At 66.3% G+C, this 18,797-nt stretch carries 16 protein-coding genes; 14 read left to right on the top strand and 2 right to left on the bottom strand.

Features of this window, described 5'->3' with window-relative positions; translation table 11 throughout:
* From nuoN to DY468_RS08955, 12 genes are all read left to right on the top strand, one after another.
* Positions 1 to 1,440, top strand: coding sequence for an NADH-quinone oxidoreductase subunit NuoN (gene nuoN / locus DY468_RS09010; protein WP_164604416.1), 1,440 nt, complete (start codon positions 1 to 3; stop codon positions 1,438 to 1,440).
* A complete protein-coding gene (locus DY468_RS09005) occupies positions 1,441 to 2,247 on the top strand; it encodes a biotin--[acetyl-CoA-carboxylase] ligase (protein WP_164604414.1) in 807 nt (268 codons plus the stop codon).
* Positions 2,247 to 3,917, top strand: coding sequence for a ribonuclease J (locus DY468_RS09000; RefSeq protein ID WP_164604412.1), 1,671 nt, complete (start codon positions 2,247 to 2,249; stop codon positions 3,915 to 3,917). The genes DY468_RS09005 and DY468_RS09000 overlap by 1 nt, the downstream gene beginning before the upstream one ends.
* 41 nt (positions 3,918 to 3,958) lie before the next feature.
* Positions 3,959 to 4,363 carry a methylmalonyl-CoA epimerase gene (gene mce / locus DY468_RS08995; protein WP_164604410.1) on the top strand — a complete coding sequence of 135 codons (405 nt, stop codon included), beginning with the start codon at positions 3,959 to 3,961 and terminating at the stop codon, positions 4,361 to 4,363.
* 3 nt (positions 4,364 to 4,366) lie between these two features.
* Positions 4,367 to 4,648 carry a DUF1467 family protein gene (locus tag DY468_RS08990; protein ID WP_164604408.1) on the top strand — a complete coding sequence of 94 codons (282 nt, stop codon included), beginning with the start codon at positions 4,367 to 4,369 and terminating at the stop codon, positions 4,646 to 4,648.
* A 607-nt stretch (positions 4,649 to 5,255) separates the two neighbouring features.
* On the top strand, positions 5,256 to 5,615 hold the full coding sequence (locus DY468_RS08985; protein ID WP_246700928.1) for a DUF2946 family protein: 360 nt from the start codon (positions 5,256 to 5,258) through the stop codon (positions 5,613 to 5,615).
* A gap of 119 nt (positions 5,616 to 5,734) precedes the next feature.
* Entirely contained in the window at positions 5,735 to 6,274 is a 540-nt protein-coding gene (locus DY468_RS08980) for a copper chaperone PCu(A)C (RefSeq protein ID WP_164604404.1), read from the top strand.
* Complete coding sequence (locus DY468_RS08975; RefSeq protein ID WP_164604402.1) at positions 6,274 to 6,801, top strand: YcnI family protein; 528 nt, start codon at positions 6,274 to 6,276, stop codon at positions 6,799 to 6,801. The genes DY468_RS08980 and DY468_RS08975 overlap by 1 nt, the downstream gene beginning before the upstream one ends.
* Positions 6,798 to 8,405 (top strand): copper resistance CopC/CopD family protein, encoded by a 1,608-nt coding sequence (locus DY468_RS08970; RefSeq protein ID WP_349644262.1) that lies wholly within the window; start codon positions 6,798 to 6,800, stop codon positions 8,403 to 8,405. Before DY468_RS08975 ends, DY468_RS08970 begins: the two co-directional genes overlap by 4 nt.
* Positions 8,406 to 8,576: 171 nt before the next feature.
* Positions 8,577 to 9,893 carry a proline--tRNA ligase gene (gene proS, locus DY468_RS08965; RefSeq protein WP_164604400.1) on the top strand — a complete coding sequence of 439 codons (1,317 nt, stop codon included), beginning with the start codon at positions 8,577 to 8,579 and terminating at the stop codon, positions 9,891 to 9,893.
* Between the two features lie 79 nt (positions 9,894 to 9,972).
* On the top strand, positions 9,973 to 11,253 hold the full coding sequence (locus DY468_RS08960; protein ID WP_164604398.1) for a lipoprotein-releasing ABC transporter permease subunit: 1,281 nt from the start codon (positions 9,973 to 9,975) through the stop codon (positions 11,251 to 11,253).
* A gap of 11 nt (positions 11,254 to 11,264) precedes the next feature.
* Positions 11,265 to 11,963, top strand: a complete 699-nt coding sequence (locus DY468_RS08955; RefSeq protein ID WP_164604396.1) for an ABC transporter ATP-binding protein — start codon at positions 11,265 to 11,267, stop codon at positions 11,961 to 11,963.
* 173 nt (positions 11,964 to 12,136) lie between these two features.
* Here DY468_RS08955 and DY468_RS08950 read toward each other — a convergent pair whose 3' ends face one another.
* The gene (locus tag DY468_RS08950) at positions 12,137 to 12,397 is read right to left on the bottom strand and encodes a DUF3551 domain-containing protein (RefSeq protein ID WP_164604394.1); all 261 of its coding nucleotides are present in this window, start codon (positions 12,395 to 12,397) and stop codon (positions 12,137 to 12,139) included.
* A 126-nt stretch (positions 12,398 to 12,523) separates the two neighbouring features.
* Positions 12,524 to 12,766: a DUF3551 domain-containing protein gene (locus tag DY468_RS08945; RefSeq protein WP_164604392.1), complete on the bottom strand. Its 243-nt coding sequence runs from the start codon at positions 12,764 to 12,766 to the stop codon at positions 12,524 to 12,526.
* Positions 12,767 to 13,268: 502 nt separating this feature from the next.
* Between DY468_RS08945 and dnaE the strand changes: the two genes are divergently transcribed.
* Together dnaE and DY468_RS08935 are read left to right on the top strand one after the other, a co-directional pair.
* A complete protein-coding gene (dnaE, locus tag DY468_RS08940) occupies positions 13,269 to 16,724 on the top strand; it encodes a DNA polymerase III subunit alpha (protein WP_164604390.1) in 3,456 nt (1,151 codons plus the stop codon).
* 172 nt (positions 16,725 to 16,896) lie between these two features.
* The coding region (locus DY468_RS08935) for a caspase family protein (RefSeq protein WP_164604388.1) at positions 16,897 to 18,797 on the top strand (1,901 nt) is incomplete at its 3' end.

Raw genomic sequence — 18,797 nt, 5'->3', positions numbered from 1 at the left:
ATGAACTTTGAAACAGCCGGTTACCCGCTGCTGCCGATCCTGCCGGAACTCGTGCTGGTGATCGGCGCGATGCTGCTCCTGATGCTCGGCGCGTATCGCGGGCCGAAGGCCACCGGCACCATCACGGTGCTGGCGATCCTTCTGCTGCTCGCCACCGGCGCGCTGGAGCTGTTCGCGCTGCCGGCCGGCAAGCTGGTCACGTTCGGCGGCAGCTTCGTGGTCGACGACTTTGCCCGGTTCCTCAAAGTGCTGGCGTTGATCGGCTCGGCGGTGACGCTGCTTCTGTCCCTCGAAGTCCTGACCGATCCGTCGCGGCGGATGTTCGAATACGCCATCCTGGTGCTGCTGTCGTCGGCCGGCATGCTGCTGCTGATCTCGGCCGGCGACCTGATCATGCTGTATCTCGGCCTCGAACTGATGAGCCTTGCGCTCTATGTCGTGGCAGCCAGCAACCGCAAGGACGCCAAGTCCAATGAAGCCGGCATGAAGTATTTCGTGCTCGGTGCGCTGTCCTCCGGCATGCTGCTGTACGGCGCCTCGTTGATCTACGGCTTCACCGGCACGGTGCAGTTCTCGGGCATTGCCGCCGCGGCCAAGGACGGCAACATCGGATTGGTGTTCGGCCTCGTTTTCCTGCTCGCCGGTCTTTGCTTCAAGGTCTCGGCGGTGCCGTTCCACATGTGGACGCCGGACGTCTATGAAGGTGCACCGACCCCGGTTACGGCGTTCTTCGCCTCGGCGCCGAAGGTGGCGGGTTTGGCGATCTTCACCCGCGTCACGCTGACCGCGTTCCCGGGCATCGTGCCGCAGTGGCAGCAGATCGTGATCTTCGTGGCGATCGCCTCGATGGCGCTCGGCTCGTTCGCCGCGATCGGCCAGAAGAACATCAAGCGCCTGATGGCGTATTCGGCGATCGGCCATATCGGCTTCGCGCTGGTCGGCCTGTCGGCCGGCACCGTCGAAGGCGCGCAGGGCGTGATCGTCTACATCTCGATCTATGTGGCGATGACGCTGGGCGCGTTCGCGGTGATCCTGTCGATGCGCCGCAACGGTCAGCACGTCGAGAGCATCTCCGATTTCGCCGGTCTGTCGCGCACCAACCCGCCGCTCGCGTTCTTCTTCGCGATGCTGCTGTTCTCGCTCGCCGGCATTCCGCCGCTGGCGGGCTTCTTCGCCAAGTTCTACGTGTTCATGGCGGCGATCAAGGCCGGGCTGTTCGTGCTGGCGGTGATCGGCGTGGTCTGCAGCGTGGTGGGCGCCTACTATTATCTGGCGATCATCAAGACGATGTATTTCGACGAGCCGGCACCCGGTATCGATCCGGTGCGGCCGGAGCTGCGCAGCGTGCTGATGGTTGCAGGCCTGTTCAACCTGCTGTTCTTCATCTACCCGGCGCCGCTGGTGAACGCGGCGACGGCAGCCGCCAAGTCGCTGTTCTGAATGACGGCGCTACACCTCGGATCAAAGGCGACAGCGGCGGGCTATCGGCTCGCCGCTTTCGATTCAGTAGGCTCGACGAACGCCGAGGCGCTGACGCAGGCACGCGCCGGAGAGGCGGGGCCGATCTGGTTCGTCACCACCGAGCAGACTGCCGGCCGTGGCCGGCGCCAGCGCGCCTGGGCGGCGCCGCGCGGTAACCTCGCCAGCAGCATCCTCGAAGTGATGCGGGTGCCGCCCGGCACCGCGGCGACGCTCGGCTTCGCCGCGGGATTGGCGCTCGAAGCCGCGCTGCAACAGGTCAGCCTGGAGGCGCGGGCGCGTTCGGGCACGGATTTCTGTTTCCGGCTGAAGTGGCCGAACGACGTTCTGGCCTCGGGTAAGAAGCTCGCCGGCATTCTGCTCGAAGCCGAGAATGTCGGTGATCGCCTCGCCGTGGTGGTCGGCATCGGCACCAACGTCATCGCGGCACCGACCGATACACCGTATCCGGCGGTTTCGCTGCACGATCTCGGTATTTCGGTCGGCGCCGAGGATCTGTTCGCGGCGCTGTCCGACGCCTGGACCGAACTGCGCGGCGTCTGGGACGATGGCCGCGGCTTTGCCGAGATCCGCCGGCGCTGGCTGGAGCGCGCCGCCGGCCTCGGCGAGCCGGTGTCGATCCGCTCTGGCGACAGCGCGCTCGAGGGCATCTTCGACAGCATCGACGAGGCCGGCTGTCTGATCGTGCACACCACCGACGGAAGAAGGGTGCCGGTCTCGGCCGGTGACGTGTATTTCAAAGGCGTCGCATCAAGGGGAGCGGCGTGATGGCGCGTCCGGACGAATTGACTTTTGCGCCGCTCGGCGGCGTCGGCGAGATCGGCATGAATCTGTCGATCTACGGCCTCGGTAACCGCGCTCAGCGCAGCTGGCTGGCTGTCGATCTCGGCGTGTCGTTCGGCGACGAGGAGCATCTGCCCGGCATCGATCTGATCATGCCGGACGTTCGATTTCTCGAAAAAGAGAAGAAGAACCTCGTCGGACTGGTGCTGACTCACGCCCACGAGGACCATTTCGGCGCGATCATCGATCTGTGGCCGAAGCTCGGATGCCCGATCTACGCCACCAAGTTCAGCGCCTCGCTGTTCGCCGCCAAACTCGCGGCCGAACGCACCACCCTGAAGATTCCGATTACCGAAGTCCCATCGGGCGGCACGATCGATCTGGGGCCGTTCAGCGTCGAGTTCATCCCGGTCGCGCATTCGATTCCGGAGAGCCACGCGCTGGCGATCCGCACCTCGGTCGGCACCGTGCTGCACACCGGCGACTGGAAGATCGATCCGACTCCCGTGGTCGGTCCGCCCACCGACGAAGCGCGGCTGCGCCAGCTCGGCGACGAGGGCGTGCTGGCGCTGATCGGCGATTCCACCAACGCGGTACGCGACGGCCGCTCGCCGTCCGAGACTGAAGTCGCGGCCTCGCTCGCCGGCCTGATCAAGTCGGCGAAGGGCCGTGTCGCTGTGACGACCTTCGCGTCCAATGTCGGCCGCATCCGCGCCGTCGCCGATGCGGCAAAGGCTGCAGGGCGCGAAGTGGTGCTCGTCGGCCGCGCGATGGACCGCGTCGCGCAGGTGGCGCGTGAAACCGGCCATCTCGACGGCGTACAGAGCTTTCGCGGACCTGAATATTACGGGCACTTTCCGCCCGACAAGGTGCTGGCGCTGTGCACCGGCAGCCAGGGTGAGCCGCGCGCCGCTTTGGCGCGGATCGCGCGCGACGATCACCCCGAAATCACGCTGAACAAGGGCGACTGCGTGATCTTCTCGTCGCGGACCATTCCGGGCAACGAGAAGGCGGTCGGCGGCATTATCAACGGGCTGGTCAATCAAGGCATCGAGGTGATCACCGATCGCGATCATCTCGTCCACGTCTCCGGCCATCCACGGCGCGACGAGCTGCGCGAGATGATCTCGTGGGTGCGGCCGCAGTTGCTGATCCCAGTGCACGGCGAAGCGCTGCATCTGAACGAACACGCCAAGCTGGCGCGGCAGATGGGTGTGCCGAAGGTGATGACCGTCCGCAATGGAGATTTGGTGCGGCTCGGACCGGGCAATCCGGCGGTGATCGATCAGTTGCCGTCGGGCCGGCTCTTCAAGGACGGCACCATTCTGGAGCAGGACTCATCGCGTGCCGTGGTCGAGCGCCGCAAGATGGCGTTCGCCGGCTGTGCCTTCGTGGCGCTGGCGCTGAGCGAAGCCGGTGAGCTTGCGGACGATCCGGAAGTCGAACTGGTCGGGATGCCGGAAAAGAACACTGCCGGCGAGCCGCTGGAAGACATCGTGTTCGATGCGATCGTCTCCACCGTCGAGGGCCTGCCGCGGGCGCGGCGGCGCGATCCGGACGCGGTCGCCGAATCGGTGCGACGCACTGTCCGCTCGATCGTTCAGGCGGAGTGGGGCAAGAAACCTTTGTGCACGGTGCACGTCCTGACGGTTTGAGATAAACACCACCAAGAAACCAACAAGCAAAAGAGGGTGACATGCTCGGGCGGCTCAATCACGTAGCGATCGCGGTGAAGGATGCGGTGCAGGCCGCCAAGGTCTATGGCGGCGGTTTCGACGCTGCGATCTCGGAGGCGGTGCCGCTGCCGGAGCACGGCGTCATCACCGTGTTCGTGACTCTGCCGAACACCAAGATCGAGTTCATCCAGCCGCTCGGCGAATCCTCGCCGATCGCCAAGTTTCTCGAGCGCAATGCCGACGGCGGCATCCACCACGTCTGCTACGAAGTGCCGGACATCATCGAAGCGCGCGACCGCCTGACCAAGGAAGGCGCCCGGGTGCTCGGCGACGGCAATCCGAAGATCGGTGCGCACGGCAAGCCGGTGCTGTTCTTCCACCCGAAGGATTTCTCCGGCGCACTGGTCGAGATCGAACAAGCCTGAGCCATGGTCGCCACGATCACCGGACTGCTCGCGATCTACTTCGTGCTGTGGTGGACCGTGCTGTTCGTGACGCTGCCGTTCGGCGTGCGCAATCACGCCGAGAGCGGAGGTGAGGGGGCGACACCCGGCACCGATCCGGGCGCCCCGGTGGCGACGCTTCTGGCGCGCAAGGCGCTGTTGACCACGGTGATTTCGGCCGTGATCTTCGCCGTCGCGCTGTACGCGTATCACGCCGGCTGGCTCAGCATCGATCGTCTCGCCAGGCTGATGCATGTGCCGCTGTAGCGGCTGAGCAGCACGCAACGCGGCGCATCATCGCCGAGCCCATCGGATGCGCGCGCGATTCGCGAGAGGTCGGTTTCGATACGTTCGACCGATCCGATCAGTTCGTATTCAAACGACTCAAGTCTGCCAACGCCATCGGATGCAAGCTGCCCCGTGCGCCCCGCGCGCTTGGCGATTCGTACAATGAAAAATAGTGCCGAAATGGCGCCGAAAAAGAAAAAGCAGGGCGCGGCGCCCTGCTCAAAAACTTGTCGACCCTGTAATTACCCCGAATAGTTGTTCGTATCTTTGGCCGGGGCGACGTTCGTTGGTGAACGTCAGGGTTCCTCCCGAGACTTGGACCACTCAGACTTTCGCCGCAAAGCTCAGCCTGTGCTGTTATTGGTAGCCTATTCTAAGCGGCTTGTCATCATTCTCGGCAACGAATGTTCAAATTTAAGGCAAAGCGCGAAATGAACGATAAGAGGCCTGTTGCGCGCGCTTGGCAGTTTCGTTTGGCGCGGTTGTCGACCTGTGCGATGCTGCACTCCCTCGCAGACCGCAATCAACCTGCATGATAATTCATACACCCAAAGCACGAGCCTCGCTGAGCCGACGTTTCGGGCGGATGATTCCGTTGGTTGCCGCAGTGGTGCTGGTGCAGATTCTGGCGCCGATCAGTGCAGTGCGCTTCATTGCCAGCGCCATTGCCGATCCGGTCGCGGTGGCGCCGCTCTGTGCGGCCATGGCGGAGCCTGGGCCGACTTCGGACAGTGGTCCGCTGAGCCATGGCGGCGGTTGCTGCGTGATCTGTGCGCTCTCGCTCGGCGGAGCACCGGTGCCGGCGCTGCCGCCGCAGGACTTCGTGGCGGCGCGATTTGCACAGAAGGTGGTGTGGCGCCTTGCTGGTGCCGCGCCAATCGACACTCGATCGTTCGCCCATGCTCAGGCGCGCGCGCCGCCGGCCCGGATTGCTGCCTTCGCCTGATCGCGGCCTCGGCCGCCTGTCTCATCATCGGCACTCGCCCGCCGGCGCTTGTCCCCGCAGCACGGGGAACGCCATCGGCGCGTTCCCTTTTCAGTCCTCAACGAAAGAAAGATCCTCCCATGAAGATGTTCATTCGCAGCTTCGCATCCGTCGCCGTCGCCGCTCTGCTGTCCACCGCCGCCGTGCAGGCTGCCGAGGTCAAGGCCGGCGATCTGGTGATCAGCCAGTCGTGGAGCCGCGCCACTCCGGGCGGCGCCAAAGTCGCCGGCGGCTTCCTGACGATTCAGAACAAGGGCAGCAGCGCCGACCGTCTGGTGTCCGGCAGCGCCGACATCGCCGGCAAGGTCGAGATCCACGAGATGTCGATGGACAACGGCGTGATGAAGATGCGTCCGCTCGACAAGGGCCTGGCGATCGAGCCCGGCAAGACCGTGACGCTGATGCCGGGCAGCTACCACATCATGCTGATGGACCTGAAGGGCCCGCTGAAGCAGGGCGACAAGGTGCCGATGACGCTGCAGTTCGAAAAGGCCGGCAAGGTGCAGGTCACGCTCGACGTCGAAGGCGTCGGCGCCAAGGCGCCGGGCGATGCCGGCGGCAGCATGATGAAGATGGATCACGGCACGATGGATCACAGCGGTCACGGGATGAAGAAGTGATGCGATCCCGATCCGTCTTGGGAGCGGCGGCCTTTGTGGCCGCCGCGTTTGGGGTAGCCCCGGCGCTGGCCCACGTCACGCTGCAGCCGAACAGAGCTGTTGCCGGCAATTACTTCCAGGCGGCGTTCAGCGTGCCGCACGGCTGCGACGGCAGCGCCACGCTTGCGGTGCGGGTCAAGATTCCGGACGGCGTGCTGTCGGTGAAGCCGCAGATGAAGCCGGGCTGGTCGGTCGACATCAAGACGCGCAAGATCGAGGGCGAACAGCCGAAGCTGCACGGCAAGACCATCACCGAAACCGTCGACGAGGTGACATGGCGCGGCGGGCCGCTCCCGGACAATCTCTACGACACCTTCGGTCTGGTGATGAAGCTGCCCGCCGCCGCCGGCAAGACGCTGTACTTCCCGGTGGTGCAGGAATGCGAAAAGGGCGTGTCGCGCTGGATCGAGATTCCGGCCGCGGGACAGAAGTCCGACGCGCTGCACGAGCCGGCACCGGCGCTGCGGCTCGAATCGAAAGCGCCGTGACGGGAACTCGCCGACAGACGCGCCGCCGCGGGCGCTGGCTGGCCTGGATCACGGTGATCGCCGTGATGCTGTGGCCGGCGCTCGCGGCGGCGCATGCAAGCCTGGTCGCCAGCGATCCCGCCACAAATTCGGTGCTGGCGGCGGCGCCGCAGAGCTTCACGCTGACCTTCAACGAGCCGGTCACCGCGCTGCGGCTGCAACTGATCGATCCGCGCGGCCAAAGCCATCCGGTCAGCGCGATCGACCAGGACGGCACGACGCTGCGCTTCAAGCCGCCGGCGCCGCTGGGCGAGGGCGCCCACCTGCTGAGCTGGCGGGTGTCGTCCGCTGACGGCCATCCCATCGGCGGGGCACTGACGTTCTGGATCGGCACGCCCGGCCAAAGGCTGCCGGCCATCGAGGTGCCCGACGATCCGATGCGTCGCACCGCGATCTGGCTGACCCGGATTGCGTTCGAGCTGACGCTGCTGATGGCGGTCGGCGGCGCGGCATTTCTCGGCTGGATCGCCGCAGACCCGTCGCGCGGTGCGCGAGCTGGCTGCGCCGCCGCCGCGCTGCTCGGTCTTGCTGCGCTCACTCTCTCGGTCGGTCTGCAGGGGCTGGACGTGCTCGACCTGCCGCTTTCCCGCATCGGCGAGGCGGCGGTATGGCGGGCCGGCGGGGCCGGCTCGTTCGGAGACACCGCGGCTCTGTCCGGCATTGCATTGATGGTGGCGCTGCTGTCGCTGCGCTGGCGCGGCTGGAATGCGCGGCTGCTGTCGCTCGGCGCGGTAGCTGGATTGGGGACGGCGTTCGCGGTCAGCGGCCATGCCGCCACGGCTGAACCGCGCGCGCTCGCATCCGCTGCGGTGTGGGTGCATGGCGTCAGCCTGGCGCTGTGGATCGGCGCGCTGCTGCCGCTCGCGCTCGCGATCGGCAAGCGCGACACGGCGCCGGCGACGCTGCGGCGGTTCTCGCGCACGATCCCGCTGGCGATCGTAATGTTGCTGATCAGCGGCGTCGCGCTCGCGGTGATCGAACTCGGGCGGATCGATGCGTTGTGGCAGAGCGATTATGGCCGTGTGCTGATCGCCAAGCTGGCGCTGGTTTGCGTGCTGCTCGCTCTGGCGCTGTGGAACCGGGTGCGGCTGACGCCGCTGCTGCTGGCCGGCGAAGCTCCGGCGGTGCGGAGAATGCGGGCCAGCATCGTGGCCGAGCTGGTGCTGGTGATTGCCATCCTGGGCGTGGTCGGGCTGTGGCGGTTCACCCCGCCGCCGCGCAGCGCCGCATCTCAGTCGGCAGCAGCCTCGGAGATGGTGCATCTTCATACCGAGCGGGCGATGGCCACGGTGACGCTGGCGCCCGCCCGAGCCGGGCCTGTCGAGATCGAAGTGCTGCTGCAGACGGCCGAGGAGGCGCCGCTTGCCGCGCAGGCGCTGACCGTGACGCTGGCCAATCCCGACGCCGGGATCGAGCCGCTCAGCGCCGAGGCGCAGAAAGCTGCGGACGGACAATGGCAGGCGCGGTTGACGGCGCCCGTTCCGGGGACGTGGACGCTGACGCTGGGCGTGCTGATCTCGGATTTCGAGAAGGTGAACCTCGAAGCCCCGATCGTGATTCGATAGTCGGGTGCCGAGCACCGGGCCGCCGTGCTAGGACCGCGTCCGGCCCGCGCCGCAGCGCGGCGAATCCGGCCCGAATTGCCGAACTGCGCGGCCCGCGCCCTTGTGTTTTGGCGTCCGATCCGGTTTCACTGACACAAGTTCAACTTCCACCCGATTCTCCGAGCAAATCCTATGCGTTTGTCGCGCTTCTTCCTGCCGATCCTGAAGGAAAACCCGAAGGAGGCCGAGATCGTCTCGCACCGGCTGATGCTGCGCGCGGGCATGCTGCGGCAGGAGGCCGCCGGCATCTACGCTTGGCTGCCGCTCGGCCATCGCGTGCTGAAGAAGATCGAACAGATCGTCCGCGAGGAGCAGAACCGCGCCGGCGCCATCGAGCTTTTGATGCCGACGCTGCAACTCGCCGACCTGTGGCGCGAGAGCGGCCGTTACGATGCCTACGGTCCGGAGATGCTGCGGATCGCCGACCGGCATAAGCGGGAGTTGCTGTACGGACCGACCAACGAGGAAATGATCACCGAGATCTTCCGGTCCTACATCAAGTCCTACAAGAGCCTGCCGCTCAATCTCTATCATATTCAATGGAAATTCCGCGACGAGCAGCGTCCGCGTTTCGGCGTGATGCGCGGCCGCGAATTCCTGATGAAGGACGCGTACTCGTTCGACGTCGACGAGGCCGGCGCGCGCAAGTCCTACAACAAGATGTTCGTTGCTTACCTGCGCACCTTCGCGCGGATGGGCCTGAAGGCGATCCCGATGCGCGCCGAGACCGGCCCGATCGGCGGTGACCTCAGCCACGAATTCATCGTGCTGGCCGAGACCGGCGAGTCCGGGGTGTTCATCGATCGCGACGTGCTGAACCTGCCGGTGCCGGGCGAGGACGTCGATTACGACGGCGACCTGACCCCGATCATCAAGCAGTGGACCTCGGTCTATGCGGCGACCGAGGACGTCCACGAGCCGGCGCGTTACGAGAGCGAAGTGCCGGAGGCCAACCGCCTCAATACCCGCGGCATCGAGGTCGGCCAGATCTTCTATTTCGGCACCAAATATTCCGACACGATGAAGGCCAACGTCACCGGTCCGGACGGGACCGATGCGCCGATCCATGGCGGCTCCTACGGCGTCGGCGTCTCGCGGCTGGTCGGCGCGATCATCGAGGCCTGCCACGACGACAACGGCATTATCTGGCCGGAGGCGGTGGCTCCGTTCCGGGTGACGATCCTCAATCTGAAGCAGGGCGATGCCGCGACCGACGCGGCCTGCGAGCAGCTGTATCGCGAGCTGTCCGCCAAGGGCGTCGACGTTCTGTACGACGACACCGATCAGCGCGCTGGCGCCAAGTTTGCGACCGCGGACCTGATCGGCATTCCGTGGCAGATCCACGTCGGACCGCGCGGACTGGCCGAAGGCAAGGTCGAACTCAAGCGGCGCAGCGACGGCTCGCGTGAAAACCTCGCGCTGGCCGATGTGGTCTCACGTCTGACGTAATAGGCACTTATCCACCGCGGGCCTAAGCGGCGAGGGCGGCGTCGGCCAGATAAAGCCCGAATCGTGTGAAATTCGGACTATGGATCACGCCATGAACGAGCCTGTTCGGACCCCTCCTTTCGCGCCATTCGAATGGCTGCTCTCCGGGCGCTATCTGCGTGCGCGCCGGCGTGAGGGGTTCATCTCGGTGATCGCCGGCTTCTCCTTCCTGGGCATCATGCTCGGGGTGGCGACGCTGATCATCGTGATGGCGGTGATGAACGGCTTCCGCAAAGAGCTGCTCGACAAGATTCTCGGCCTCAACGGCCATCTGCTTGTGCAGCCGCTGGAAAGTCCGTTGACCGACTGGAAGGACGTGGCCGACCGGATCAGCGGTGTATCAGGCATCAAGCTGGCGGCACCGGTGGTCGACGGTCAGGCGCTGGCGTCGTCGCCGTTCAATGCCTCCGGCGTGTTCGTGCGCGGCATCCGCGCCGAGGATCTCAATCGCCTGTCGTCGATCGCCAATCACCTGAAGCAAGGCACGCTGGAAGGCTTTGACGACGGCCAGGGCGTCGCGATCGGCCGGCGGCTCGCCGATCAGCTCTCGCTGCATGCCGGCGACAGCATCACGCTGGTGGCGCCGCGCGGTGCGGTGACGCCGATGGGCACCACGCCGCGGATCAAGCCGTACAAGGTGGCGGCGGTGTTCGAGATCGGCATGTCGGAATACGACTCGACCTTCGTGTTCATGCCGCTGAAGGAAGCGCAGGCGTATTTCAACCGCGCCAACGACGTCACCGCGATCGAGGTCTACACCGACAATCCGGACCGGATCGACGCCTTCCGCAAGGCCGTCACCGAGGCGGCGGGGCGACCGGTGTTCCTGGTCGACTGGCGGCAGCGGAACGCCACCTTCTTCAACGCGCTGCAGGTCGAGCGCAACGTCATGTTCCTGATCCTGACGCTGATCGTGCTGGTGGCGGCGCTCAACATCATCTCCGGCCTGATCATGCTGGTGAAGGACAAAGGCAGCGACATCGCGATCCTGCGCACCATGGGCGCGACTCAGGGCTCGATCATGCGGGTGTTCCTGATCACCGGCGCGGCGATCGGCGTGGTCGGCACGCTGACCGGCTTCCTGGTCGGCGTCCTGGTTTGCCTGAACATCGAGTCGATCCGGCAGTTCCTGTCCTGGGTCACCAACACCGAATTGTTCTCGCCTGAACTGTATTTCCTGTCGAAGCTGCCGGCCGAGATCGACTTCGCCGAGACCAGCGCGGTGGTGATCATGGCGCTGACACTGTCGTTCCTGGCCACGCTGTACCCGTCGTGGCGCGCTGCGCGCCTCGATCCGGTCGACGCGCTGCGCTACGAGTAAGGCGAAAGACGATGGAGCAGGGCGCCGAAGACATCCCCGTCGTGTATCTGCACGACATCAAGCGGCAGTATTCGCAAGGCGAGGCGACGTTGACGATTCTCGACGGCGCCAAGCTGGCGCTGTGGGCGGGCCAGTCGGTGGCGCTGGTGGCGCCGTCCGGCTCGGGCAAGTCGACGCTGCTGCACATCGCCGGGCTGCTCGAGCATCCCGACGACGGCGAGGTCTATGTCGGAGGCGCCGCGACCTCGGCGCTGACCGATGCCGAGCGCACCCAAATCCGCCGCACCGATATCGGCTTCGTCTATCAGTCGCACCGGCTGCTGCCGGAGTTCTCCGCGCTGGAAAACGTGATGATGCCGCAGATGATTCGCGGCCTGAAACGCAAAGAGACGATCAGCCGCTCCAAGGAGATCCTGGCCTATCTCGGGCTCGGCGACCGCATCACCCACCGGCCGGCGGAGCTGTCGGGCGGCGAGCAGCAGCGGGTGGCGATCGCCCGCGCGGTGGCCAACGCGCCGCGCGTCCTGTTCGCCGACGAGCCGACCGGCAACCTCGATCCGCACACCGCCGATCACGTGTTCAACGCGCTGATGCAGCTGGTGAAGGCGACCCAGGTGGCGATGCTGATCGCCACCCACAACATGGAACTGGCCGGCCGCATGGACCGCCGTGTGTCGCTGCAGAACGGCGTGGTCGTCGAACTGGAATAGGGCGGCTCGGCTTCCGCCGGTCATTGGCGCGTCATTCCGGGGCGCGAACGAAGTTCGCGAACCCGGAATCCCGCGGTGCAGGGTGCAGCGCATCAACGCAGAACATCTCGGGATTCCGGGTTCGCGCTGGCGCGCGCCCCGGAATGACTGGCCTGAGGGGCGTGCAGCGGGCCTCAGTTCTGCCGATGCTGGCGGCGGTGCTTGCGGAGCTTCTTCTTCGCCGGCTGCGGTGCGGTGTACCACGGGTTGGTCATGCAATCGGCGTGGCGGCCTGAAGCCGACATCCGGCACTGCGCCATGGTGTCGTAGCTGCACTCGTCGTACCAGTCGTGATAGCTCTGATACACCCGCAGACAGACGGGATAGTCTCGCGCTTCCGCGGTGGTGGTGAGGCCGAGGCCGGCGAGCATCGCGATCAGGAACAGCTTGCGCATCGTCGTTGGTATCCTTGGTGAGCGGCAGTCCGCCTTGCTGGCGACTCGGGATGCCTGCAAGTCTTGCAGAAGTCCCAGTCTTGCAGAAGTCTATGACGCCGGCGGCCCCGGCGCATCTCGTTCGGTTCAGCGCCGCTGGGCGCGGCGGGCACTCGGCCCCGCCGGCGGTTGATACCATGGATTGACGACGCATTGTCCGGCGATCCCCGAGGCCGATGGCTGGCACTGCTCGATCGAGACGTAGCGGCACTCGTCGTAGCGGACCGGGCCGTAGACCCGCAGGCAGACCGGATAGTTGTCGTAAGGCTGTGCCGTTGCCGCTGCGGGCAGCGCCAGCCCGGCCAGCAGCACGATCGCTCCAAATCGCATCGTCGTCTCCGCTCCCGCGCGCGCCGCTCGTTTGCCCGGAGGGCGCGTCCGCTTCGGTCCGTGCGCCATTCCGCGATCATCGTCAATCCGCGCCGCGCGGTGAATTCCGGGGATAGTAACGGCTCGTTAACGATCAGGGTTGCGTCGCACGGCCCTCGCTTGACTCTGGAACGAAAGAAGAACAATGTTCTTGTTATGTTCACGAAGTCAGGGAGCGGGACGATGCTGAAGATCTTCATCCAGGAAGCTGCGGCGCTGACGTCGATTGCACTGTTCATCGGCATGGTCGCGGTGTGGGCCCAGGTCCTGGCGCAGGCCTGATCCGGGCGAGCGAGGTGGCGCTGCGATGGACCCGGCATAGCGGGGATAAGCGTCCCGCCGGCGCTTGCGGCGAAAGGTGGGGGAGCCCACCATCGGCTTACCGAGTCGGCAACCGCGATGGTGCCGGCTCCGCCCACCTCTCGCCCCGATCTGCCATTCGATTTGAAGAGCCGCCGCGCCGATGAGCAACGCCGGATTCGTCCATCTGCACGTCCACTCGGCCTATTCGCTGCTGAAGGGCTCGATGAAAATCGCCAAGCTCGCCGAGCTGGCGAAGTCCGACCATCAGCCGGCGCTGGCGCTCACCGACACCGACAACATGTTCGGGGCGCTGGAATTCTCCGACAAGCTGTCGGGCTCCGGCATCCAGCCGATCGTCGGGCTCGAGCTCGGGATCGATTTCGGCGACCAGGATCCGAACGCCCGGCACGGCGCGCTCAGCGAACCTTCGCGGATCGTGCTCCTGGCGGCGCGCGAGCAGGGCTATCGCAGCCTGATGCGGCTGAACTCGCGGGCGTTCCTGGAAACGCCGGTCAATCAGGCGCCGCACATCAAGCTCGACTGGCTCGATGGCGAGACCGACGGCGTGATTGCGCTGACCGGCGGACCGGACGGCCCGATTTCGCTGGCGGTGCTGAATGATCCGGCGCTTGCCGCGCAGCGCTGCGAACGCTTGATGCGGGCGTTCGGCGACCGGCTGTATGTCGAGCTGCAGCGTCACGGCACCGACGCCGAACGCCGTGCCGAAGCCGGGCTGATCGATCTCGCTTACGACAAGGGGTTGCCGTTGGTGGCGACCAACGAGCCGCATTTTGCCTCGACCGACGACTACGAAGCCCACGACGCGCTGCTTTGCATCGCCTCCAGCAAGCTGATCGCCGAGACCGAGCGGGTTCAGCTCACGCCCGATCACCGTTTCAAGACCCGCGCCGAAATGGCGGTGCTGTTCGCGGACCTGCCCGAGGCGCTGGCCTCGACAGTGGAGATCGCGCAGCGCTGCGCCTACCGGCCGCTGACGCGCAAGCCGATCCTGCCGCTGTTCACGGTCGGCGCCGGTGTCAGCGATGCCGCCGAAGCGGCCGCCGCCGAAGCCGCCGAGCTGCGCCGCCAAGCCGAGCAGGGCCTGGCCAAGCGGCTCAGCGTCCACGGCCTGTCGCAGGGCACCACGGAAGAGGACTACCACAAGCGGCTCGCCTTCGAACTCGACGTCATCACCCGCATGAAATACGCGGGCTACTTCCTGATCGTGTCGGACTTCATCAAGTGGGCGAAGGCGCACGGCATTCCGGTCGGTCCGGGCCGCGGCTCCGGCGCCGGCTCGCTGGTGGCGTATTCGCTGACCATCACCGATCTCGATCCGATCAAATTCGGCCTGCTATTCGAGCGCTTCCTCAATCCCGAACGCGTCTCGATGCCGGACTTCGATATCGACTTCTGTCAGGACCGCCGCGGCGAAGTGATCGAATACGTGCAGCAGCGCTACGGTCGCGATCAGGTGGCGCAGATCATCACCTTCGGTACGCTGCAGGCGCGCGGCGTGCTGCGCGACGTCGGCCGGGTGTTGCAGATGCCCTACGGCCAGGTCGACAAGCTGACCAAGCTGGTGCCGCAAAATCCCGCCGCGCCGATCACCCTGAAGCAGGCGATCGAGGGCGAGCCGAAACTGCAGGCGGCGCGCGACGAAGACCCGATCGTGGCGCGTGCTTTCGACATCGCCCAGAAACTCGAAGGCCTGACCCGCCACGCCTCGACCCACGCCGCCGGCATCGTGATCGGCGACCGCCCGCTGTCGGATCTCGTGCCGCTGTATCGCGATCCGAAATCCGACATGCCGGTGACCCAGTTCAACATGAAGTGGGTCGAGCCGGCGGGCCTGGTGAAGTTCGACTTCCTGGGCCTGAAGACGCTGACGACGCTCGACGTCGCGGTGAAGCTCCTGAAACAGCGCGACATCCATGTCGATCTGCACACGCTGCCGATCGACGACGCGCCGAGTTATCAGATGCTGGCGCGCGGCGATGTGGTCGGCGTGTTCCAGGTGGAAAGCGCCGGCATGCGGCGGGCGCTGATCGACATGCGCCCCGACCGGTTCGAAGACATCATCGCGCTGGTGGCGCTGTATCGCCCGGGCCCGATGGCCAACATCCCGACCTATTGCGCCCGCAAACACGGCGACGAGGAGCCGGAATACCTGCATCCGATGCTGGAGCCGATCCTCAAGGAGACGTTCGGCGTCATCATCTACCAGGAACAGGTGATGCAGATCGCGCAGGTGATGGCCGGCTACTCGCTCGGCGACGCCGACCTGCTGCGCCGCGCGATGGGTAAGAAGATCCGCGCCGAGATGGACAAGCAGCGCGCGATTTTCGTCGAAGGCGCGGTCAAGAACGGCGTCGCCAAGGACGCCGCCGACACCATCTTCGATCTGCTCGCCAAGTTCGCCGACTACGGCTTCAACAAGAGCCACGCGGCGGCCTATGCGCTGGTGTCGTACCACACCGCCTTCATGAAGGCGCACTATCCGGTCGAATTCCTGGCCGCGTCGATGACGCTGGAAATCCACAACACCGACAAGCTGAGCGAATTCCGCGCCGAGGCGCAGCGGCTCGGCATCAAGGTCGAGCCGCCGTCGGTCAATCATTCCGGCGCCACCTTCGAGGTCGGGCCGAACACGATCTACTACGCGCTCGGCGGCCTCAAGGGCGTCGGGCTGCAGGCGGTGCAGCAGATCGTCGAGGCGAGGGGCGACAAGCCGTTCGCTTCGCTGGCCGACTTCGCCGCGCGCGTCAATCCGCGCGCCATCAACCGGCGCGTGGTCGAGTGTCTCGCTGCCGCGGGCGCGTTCGATTGCCTCAACTCCAACCGCGCGGTGGTGTCCGCCGCTGCGGATGCCATCGTCGCCGCCTGCCAGCGCAATCATGAAGCGGCGACCAGCGGTCAGAACGACATGTTCGGCGGGCTGTCGGATGCTCCGTCGATCATTCTGCCGCAGATCGACGCCTGGCTGCCGGCCGAACGGCTGCGCCGCGAATACGACGCGATCGGCTTTTTCCTGTCCGGCCATCCGCTCGACGACTACGTCACGGCGCTGAAGCGGTTGCGGGTGCAATCGTGGGCCGAGTTCTGCAAGGCGGTGAAGTCGGGCGCCACCGCCGGCAAGGTCGCCGCCACGGTGGTGTCGCGGATGGAGCGGCGTACCAAGACCGGCAACAAGATGGGCATCATGGGTCTGTCCGACCCGACCGGGCATTTCGAGGCGGTGCTGTTCTCCGAAGGGCTGGCGCAATATCGCGACGTGCTGGAGCCCGGGGCGGCGGTGCTGCTGCAGCTCGGCGCCGAACTCCAGGGCGAGGATGTTCGCGCCCGCGTTCTGCACGCCGAATTGCTCGACGCCGCGGCGGCCAAGACCCAGAAGGGGCTGCGCATCTTCCTGCGCGACACCAAACCGCTGGAGTCGCTGACCAAGCGCCTGCAGCCGTCGGAATCTCGCACCGCCGGCGGCAACGTCGCGCTGGTGCTGCGGCTCGATCCGCAGACCGAGGTCGAATTCGAGATTCCAGGGCGCTTCCAGGTCTCGCCGCAGATCGCCGGCGCGATCAAAGCGGTCAGCGGCGTCGAGCACGTCGAGACGTTGTAAGCCTTTTTCAGGCCACGGACCCAATCGGCGCATCGGCTGCGTGATCCACGCGACCGGTGCTGCCTTATTCGAGGCGTGATTTATTCAATTGCCGTTCAGATTGCGGCGCGCTGAAATGCGTGCGGCGGCGCTCCGTCGGTCCCAAGGGCGCCCATGAATCGGGTCCCCGGCCATGCGTCTCACCTCCGCTCTGTCTCTCGCCTCCGTCCTTCTCGCCGTCCTTCTCGTCGCCCCGATCGATCATGCCCGCGCGCAGGCGCAGGAAAAGCGCATCGCGCTGGTGATCGGCAACGGCGCCTATGCGAAGGGGCCACTGTCCACTGCCGCCAATGACGGCGGCCTGATCGCGCAGACGCTGCAGGCCGCCGGCTTCGATGTCACCGGCGCACGCGATCTCGACGGCGACACGCTGCGCGGCACCTTCCGCGACTTTCTGAAGAAGGCCGAGGACTCCGGTCCCGACACCGTCGCGGCGATCTATCTGGCGGGCTACGGCGTGCAATATGCCGGCGAGAACTACTTCATCCCGGTCGATACGCGGCTGTCGCGCGACACCGAAATTCCGACCGAAGGCCTGCGGATCGGCGACTATCTGCGCCAGCTCGCGGCGCTGCCGCTGAAGACCAGCGTCGTGGTGCTCGATCTGGCGCGCCAGCAGCCGTTCGTGCCCGGGGGATCGGTGGCCTCGGGGCTCGCCATGGTCGAGCCCAATCCGAAGATGCTGATCGCCTTCAACGCCGCGCCCGGCACGGTGGCGCCGGACGAGCGCGGCGCTTACGGCGTCTATGCCCAGGCGCTGGCCGAGATGATCCGCACCGGCGGCTTGACGTTGCCGCAACTGTTCGACCGCGTCCGGCTGCGCGTCAACGAAAACACCAAGGGCGCGCAATTGCCGTGGGATACGCGGACCATCGATTCCAATTTCATGTTCTTCGACCGTGCGCCCGACGCGCCGCCGATGGCTGCGGTCGACCAGACTCTGCGGGCCAAGCCGATCCGCGATTTCGGCGCGCAGGAGGCGTTTGCGGCGGCGCTCGATCGCGACACGCTGCAGGCCTATGAGGACTTTCTTGCCGCTTATCCGAACGATCCGCTGGCCAAGCGGGTGAGGGCGATCGTCGCGGCCCGCCGCGAGGCGATCACCTGGCGTCGTACCTACCGGGTCGATACGCCGGACGCCTACTGGTCGTATCTGCGCCGCTATCCGCGCGGTCCGCACGCGGCCGATGCGCGGCGCCGACTGGAGATCCTCGCCGCCGCCCTGGAGCCGCCGCCGAGCTTTGCGATGATCGACTATGACGTGCCGCCGCCGCCTCCGGACGAGATCGTTTATGTCGATCGTCCGGTTCTCATGTTCAGCGACCCGGAATTCGACTTTGCGCCGCCACCGCCTCCGCCGGTGTACCTGCTGCCGCCGCCGCCGCCGGATTTCGTGGAGCTGCCGCCACCTCCGCCGCCGATCGGCCTGTTCTATCTGCCGCGGCCGCTGTTCGTGCCGATCCCGGCCTATGTCCAGCCGCCGGTCTATGTGCAGCCGCCGCCGAACAACATCATCTTCGCCAATATCCACAACACCACGGTGATCAACCAGGTGATCAATCAGCCGCCCCCGGTAGCTGCCAATCCGACAGCTCCGCTGGTGAGTCCGCAGGCCGGGCCTGCCGTCGCAGCTCCCGGCACGGCTGCACCGGCTGTCGCCGCAGCCGCTGTCGCCTCCGGTGCGGTGATCGGCGCCGCGCTGCCGGCTGCGGCGTTGCACCGGGCCGCGCTAATTCAGCAGGGCAAGGCGGCGGTTCCGCCCAGCGCGTCGATCGTCACCAAGCCGCCGGGCGGATTCGCGCCGCGTCCCGGCGTGCAGCTCCAGGGGCCGCGACCGGCCCAGCCTGCGGCAGCGCTCGCGCCGGCGCGGAACGCGGCTGCACCGGCAGTTGCGCCAGGGGCTGCTCCCGGCTCTCCGCCGGCTCGGGCCGAGGGGCCTGCCGTGGCGTCGCGTCCGGGGCAGGGCCGACCTGGACCGGAGGCGCCTACCGGTGCCGCTCCGGCGGCGCAGGCGCCTGTCTCTTATACACCTCT

Origin of the sequence: Rhodopseudomonas sp. BR0M22, assembly GCF_010907035.1 — a bacterium.
Taxonomy (GTDB): Bacteria; Pseudomonadota; Alphaproteobacteria; order Rhizobiales; family Xanthobacteraceae; genus Rhodopseudomonas.
Note: the sequence above shows the minus strand (reverse complement) of the source record. Positions and strands in the feature narration are given on the sequence as shown.